This is a genomic window from Salmonella sp. SAL4457 (genome assembly GCF_046548235.1).
Taxonomy (GTDB): domain Bacteria; phylum Pseudomonadota; class Gammaproteobacteria; order Enterobacterales; family Enterobacteriaceae; genus Salmonella; species Salmonella enterica.
On record NZ_JBGDZO010000175.1, the window covers coordinates 1 to 344 of the forward strand.

Annotated in this window: 1 protein-coding gene; it reads left to right on the forward strand. The window is 61.9% G+C overall.

From position 1 onward, the window contains the following. On the forward strand, window positions 1-344 hold a 344-nt coding region (locus ACLJNW_RS23785), incomplete at both ends, for a sodium ion-translocating decarboxylase subunit beta (protein WP_410961168.1).

The window sequence follows — 344 nt, forward strand, 5'->3', positions numbered from 1 at the left end:
CCGGTGGTGCTGTTACTACTGGTGGCGCTGCTGCTGCCGGACGCCGCGCCGCTGCTGGGGATGTTCTGCTTTGGCAATCTGATGCGTGAAAGCGGCGTGGTGGAGCGTCTGAGCGACACGGTACAGAACGGGCTGATTAATATCGTCACCATTTTCCTCGGGCTGTCGGTGGGCGCGAAGCTGGTGGCGGACAAGTTCCTGCAACCGCAGACGCTGGGCATTCTGCTGCTGGGGGTGATTGCGTTCGGTATCGGGACGGCGGCCGGGGTGCTGATGGCGAAGCTGCTGAACCTGTGCAGTAAGAACAAAATCAACCCGCTTATCGGTTCGGCGGGGGTGTCGGC